The sequence below is a fragment of the Lacisediminihabitans sp. genome (genome assembly GCF_043726815.1).
GTDB lineage: Bacteria > Actinomycetota > Actinomycetes > Actinomycetales > Microbacteriaceae > Lacisediminihabitans.
Map to the genome: position 1 here is coordinate 1 of NZ_JAYSJZ010000042.1, position 4,629 is coordinate 4,629.

Sequence of the window (4,629 nt, forward strand, 5' to 3'; positions counted from 1 at the left end):
CTCGCCCGCCAGAAGAGCCAGTACGCCGCCTACCTGAGAAGCATGGAATGACCGAGCTCACTCTCGCAAAGGCCATCGGCTCGGGCCTGCGCCGTGCTCTCGCCGACGACGGCAAGGTCGTGCTGCTCGGCGAAGACATCGGCAAGCTCGGCGGCGTGTTCCGCGTCACCGACGGGTTGCAGGCCGCGTTCGGCGCGAGCCGCGTCATGGACACCCCGCTCGCCGAGTCGGGCATCATCGGCACGGCGGTCGGTCTCGCCTTCCGCGGCTACCGCCCGGTGTGTGAGATCCAATTCGACGGCTTCATCTACCCCGCCTTCGACCAGATCGTCGCGCAAGTGGCGAAGCTGCACTACCGCACGGGCGGCGCGGTGCGGATGCCGCTGACCATCCGGGTTCCGTACGGTGGGGGCATCGGCGCCGTCGAGCACCACTCCGAGTCGCCTGAGGCGTACTTCGCGCACACCGCCGGGCTGCGCGTGGTGACGTGCTCAAGCCCGCAGGATGCCCACTCGATGATCCGCGAGGCGATCGCCTGCGACGACCCCGTGCTGTTCTTCGAACCCAAGCGCCGCTACTGGACCAAGGGCGACGTCGACGAAAATGCCGCGACCCTCCCGATGACCTCCGCGCGTGTCGCTCGCCCCGGCACCGACGTCACGCTCGTGGCCTACGGCCCGCTCGTGCAGACCGCGCTGGACGCCGCCGCGGCCGCCGCCGCCGACGGCGTCTCCGTGGAGGTGATCGACTTGCGCTCGCTCTCGCCGATCGACTTCCCGACCGTCGAGGCCTCCGTACGACGCACCGGCCGGCTCGTGATCACCCACGAGGCCGCGCAGTCCGGCGGGCTCGGAGCGGAGATCGCCGCGAGCATCACCGACCGCTGCTTCTTCTTCCTCGAGGCCGCCCCGGCGCGTGTGACGGGATTCGACACCCCGTACCCGGCGGCCAAACTCGAGGAGCACTTTCTGCCCGACCTCGACCGCATCCTCGACGCGGTGGACCGCGTCATGGGTCGCGAGAACTCGCTCACCGGATGGGTGGCATCATGACCGTTACGAGGGAATTCGCCCTGCCCGACCTCGGCGAGGGACTCACCGAGTCTGAGCTCGTCTCCTGGCACGTCGCCGTTGGTGACACGGTCGAACTCAACCAGCCGATCGCGGAGGTGGAGACGGCGAAGGCGATCGTGCAACTGCCGTCGCCCTTCGCAGGCGTAGTGAGCAGGCTCTACGCCGAGGAGGGGGCGACGGTGCTCGTCGGCGCGCTCATCGCGGCCTTTGAGGTGGAGTTTGACGGTGCTCCCGTTGAACGCACGCCCGTGCTCGTCGGCTACGGCCCCGTGGTCGAGGACACCGGCACCCCGCAGCGCAAGAAGCGCGGCGCGGCCCCGGCGGTGGTCGAGCTTGTCGAGACCATTTCGGTGGTCGAGCCCGCTACTGTGGCCGAGCGCCCCATGTCTACCCCGCCCGTGCGCAAGCTCGCCCAGGACCTCGGCGTCGACCTTGAGCGGGTGGTGGGCACCGGGGAGGGTGGGCTCGTCACTCGCGACGACGTGCAAGCGGCGGCGGTCTCGACACGCTCGACCAGCGGGCGGGGCTCGACAACCTCGGCCAGCGGGGGAGAGTCGCGCGTACCGATTAAGGGCGTTCGCAAGGCGACCGCGGCGGCGATGGTGTCGAGCGCGTTCACCGCGCCGCACGTCACCGAGTTTCTCACGATCGACGTGACCCCCACGAGTGAGTTGCTTGGCCGGCTGCGGGAGTCGCGGGAGTTCCGCGAGCACCGGCTCACGATGCTCGCGTTGATTGCGAAGGCGATGTGCATCGCCGCGAAACGCACCCCCGAGGTCAATTCCCGCTGGGACGAAGCCGCCGGCGAGATCGTGCAGTTCGGGCATGTGAACCTGGGGATCGCGGTCGCGACGCCGCGTGGGCTCATGGTGCCGAACATCCGCGACGCCGATTCGCTCTCGCTCGTCGACCTCACGGATGCCATCACGGCCCTCGCCGAGACGGCGCGCGGGGGTGATACCGCCCGGGCCGCCCTCTCGGGTGGCACGATCTCGATCACGAACGTCGGGGTGTTCGGGGTAGACGCCGGCACGCCCATCCTCAACCCGGGCGAGGCGGCGATCCTCGCGATGGGCGCCGTGCGCCGTCTGCCGTGGGAGCACCACGGCGAGATCGCGCTGCGCGACGTGATGACCCTGAGCCTCTCGTTCGACCACCGGCTCGTAGACGGTGAGCAGGGCTCGCGCTTCCTCGTCGACGTGGGCTCGATGCTCGCCGATCCGGGAACCGTCATGGCGATGCTCTAGGGTCGCGCGTATGACCTCAGCCGGAAGCACCCCAACGGGAAGCAACGCAGGCGAACGACGCGCATTCGAAGCAGACTCGGTCTCGGCGAACTACCTGCAGCGCCTGCAACCCGTGATCTTCGAGCCGTGGGCGCTGCGCCTCACCGACTACGTGGGCGTCGCGGCCGGGCAGAGCGTGCTCGACGTGGCGGCCGGCACGGGCGCGGTGTCGCGTGCCGCGGCATCCATTGTCGGTGCGGCCGGCTCGGTGATCGCGAGCGACGTGAGCGCGCCGATGCTCGAGCACGTGCAGGAGCAGGCGGATGCCGCTGGCGCCGCGATCACGACGCTCGTCTGTTCGGCCACCGAACTCGCCCTCGCCGACGCCTCCTTCGACGTCGTGCTGTGCCAGCAGGGTTTCCCTTTCATCCCCGACCGCGCGCAGGCGGCGCGGGAGATGGCGCGCGTGCTGCGCCCGGGCGGGGTCGCCGGAGTCGCGGTGTGGGTCTCGGGGCAGCGCCATGAGCCGTTCGACAGCTATGCGGACGCAGTGCGCTCGGTGGGCGTCGAAGGCGTGCTCGACCGCATGCTCGACAACTCGAAGCTTTTCATGAGCGAGGCCGAGGTGGCCGCCGCCCTCACCGCCGCGGGTCTCGTAGACGTCGAGACGACGGTCGAGCGGATGCCGGTGCGCTTCGCCTCCCTCGACGACGCGGTCGCGGGCATCGCTGGCACCCCCTTCGGCGTCGCGCTGGCGGTGGCCGCGCCCGAGGTGCGCCGCGCAGTGGACGACGCCCTCCGCGCAATGGTGCCCGTCGAGTTCGAGATGGCCGCAGTGTTCGGCCGCGGCCGTCGCGCCGCCGAGTAGTGCCCGCCGCTCTGCGGTGCGGGTGCGGTTGCTTCGCGGGGTACGGCCGCCAATTCGTCGCGGCCGAGGCCCACGGGTGAGAATGTGAGCATGACCTCCACCCCTGAGCAGCCCGCAGCCCGCCAGTGAAGCCGGCCGCGAAACCCGCGCGCAACACGCGACTGATCATGGGGGTCGCCGTGCTTGCGATCGTGGTGGTGCTCGCTGACCAGCTGAGCAAGGCGTGGGCGGTGGCCAACCTCTCCACGGGCGAAGTCATCCCCGTGATCGGCGACGTCATCACGTTCCAGCTCACCTACAACCCGGGCGCCGCGTTCTCGATCGGCGAGGGGTTTACCTGGGTCTTCGCAATCATCGCGGCTGTGGCCGTGGTCGGCATCGCCTGGTACTCGCTGCGGGTCTCCTCGGTTGTACAGGCGATCGCCCTCGGCCTGCTGCTCGGTGGAGCGATCACGCACCTCGGCGACCGCCTCTTCCGCGAGCCGGGCTTCGCGCGCGGCCATGTTGTCGACTTCATCAACTACGGCAACTTCTTCATCGGCAACATCGCCGACATCGCGCTCGTCGTGGGCGCGACCACGATCGCGCTTTACGTGGCGTTGACGGCCAAGAACGCGGACTAGTTTCGGCCGAAGGGGGCAGCGTGGCGCGGTTCGAGCACACCACGGATGTCGCGCGCGGCTCCTGGATCGCCCCTCGCCTCACCGGCGGTCGGGGCACGGTCACGGGCGTCGTGCCGGCCGGTTTCGAGTGCTACGTGCGCGTGTTCCACCCGGTGAACGACGGGCGGGGCGGCTCGCGGCGGTGGGCGGCGGTGTGCGCGGAGTCGGGGGCGCCGTGGCATCCGCTCGCCCAGTGGGAGAGCATTCGAGGCGCGGCCGACGACGAGCCGCTGCAGGGGTCGCTCGGGGAAGCGGGGTGGGCGCTACTCTCGCGCGCGATCGGGGGTGACGCGGACATCACCGTCGGGCTCTGGACGGGGTACGGCAGTATCGCGACGCCGGGCACGGAGCCTTCCAGTATCGCGTTCCTGAGCGCGGGAGATGCCGCGCCCGACGACTCGCACGGGCTCGCCGACGGCGCACTGACCTCGTTCGACGCGGATGTGCGTGCGGCTCCGCTGCTCGTACTGCCCGGCCGCGAGTACGCTCTGTTCGCCGGGAAACTCTCGGTGTTCCAGGATTGCGAGTGGCGTCGCAGCAGCGGCTGGGCGTACTTCTGGCCGGAGACCGTCAACCTCGCCTGGCCGGACGACCGCAGCTGGTTCGCCGCCTCCGAGATCGACTTCGACTCGACGATCGTAGGCACAACCAGGGCGATCGCGGAGCGGATTCTCGCCTCCGGGCTGGAGGCCGCGATTGTGCCGGCGGATGGCGAGCCGTCGATCAGGGTGGAATCACCCTGAGGTTGGTTGAGTTGGCCTGTCGTGACTCTCCGGGGCAGCTCAGAACGCGCGTCAGCG

The 4,629-nt window shown here is 70.0% G+C and carries 5 protein-coding genes; all 5 read left to right on the forward strand.

All coding sequences use genetic code 11. The features are described 5' to 3' along the window. Window positions 1-47: 47 nt before the first annotated feature. The 5 genes from ACHZD8_RS04585 to ACHZD8_RS04605 all read left to right on the forward strand — a co-directional run bounded on the left by ACHZD8_RS04585 (window position 48) and on the right by ACHZD8_RS04605 (window position 4,572). The gene (locus ACHZD8_RS04585) at window positions 48-1,052 is read left to right on the forward strand and encodes an alpha-ketoacid dehydrogenase subunit beta (RefSeq protein WP_394768977.1); all 1,005 of its coding nucleotides are present in this window, start codon (window positions 48-50) and stop codon (window positions 1,050-1,052) included. After that, window positions 1,049-2,320: a dihydrolipoamide acetyltransferase family protein gene (locus tag ACHZD8_RS04590; protein ID WP_394768978.1), complete on the forward strand. Its 1,272-nt coding sequence runs from the start codon at window positions 1,049-1,051 to the stop codon at window positions 2,318-2,320. The genes ACHZD8_RS04585 and ACHZD8_RS04590 overlap by 4 nt, the downstream gene beginning before the upstream one ends. Window positions 2,321-2,330: 10 nt before the next feature. After that, window positions 2,331-3,167 carry a class I SAM-dependent methyltransferase gene (locus tag ACHZD8_RS04595; RefSeq protein WP_394768979.1) on the forward strand — a complete coding sequence of 279 codons (837 nt, stop codon included), beginning with the start codon at window positions 2,331-2,333 and terminating at the stop codon, window positions 3,165-3,167. Window positions 3,168-3,292: 125 nt separating this feature from the next. After that, window positions 3,293-3,790, forward strand: a complete 498-nt coding sequence (lspA, locus tag ACHZD8_RS04600; protein ID WP_394768980.1) for a signal peptidase II — start codon at window positions 3,293-3,295, stop codon at window positions 3,788-3,790. 20 nt (window positions 3,791-3,810) lie between these two features. Further along, a complete protein-coding gene (locus ACHZD8_RS04605) occupies window positions 3,811-4,572 on the forward strand; it encodes a hypothetical protein (protein ID WP_394768981.1) in 762 nt (253 codons plus the stop codon). Window positions 4,573-4,629 lie beyond the last annotated feature (57 nt).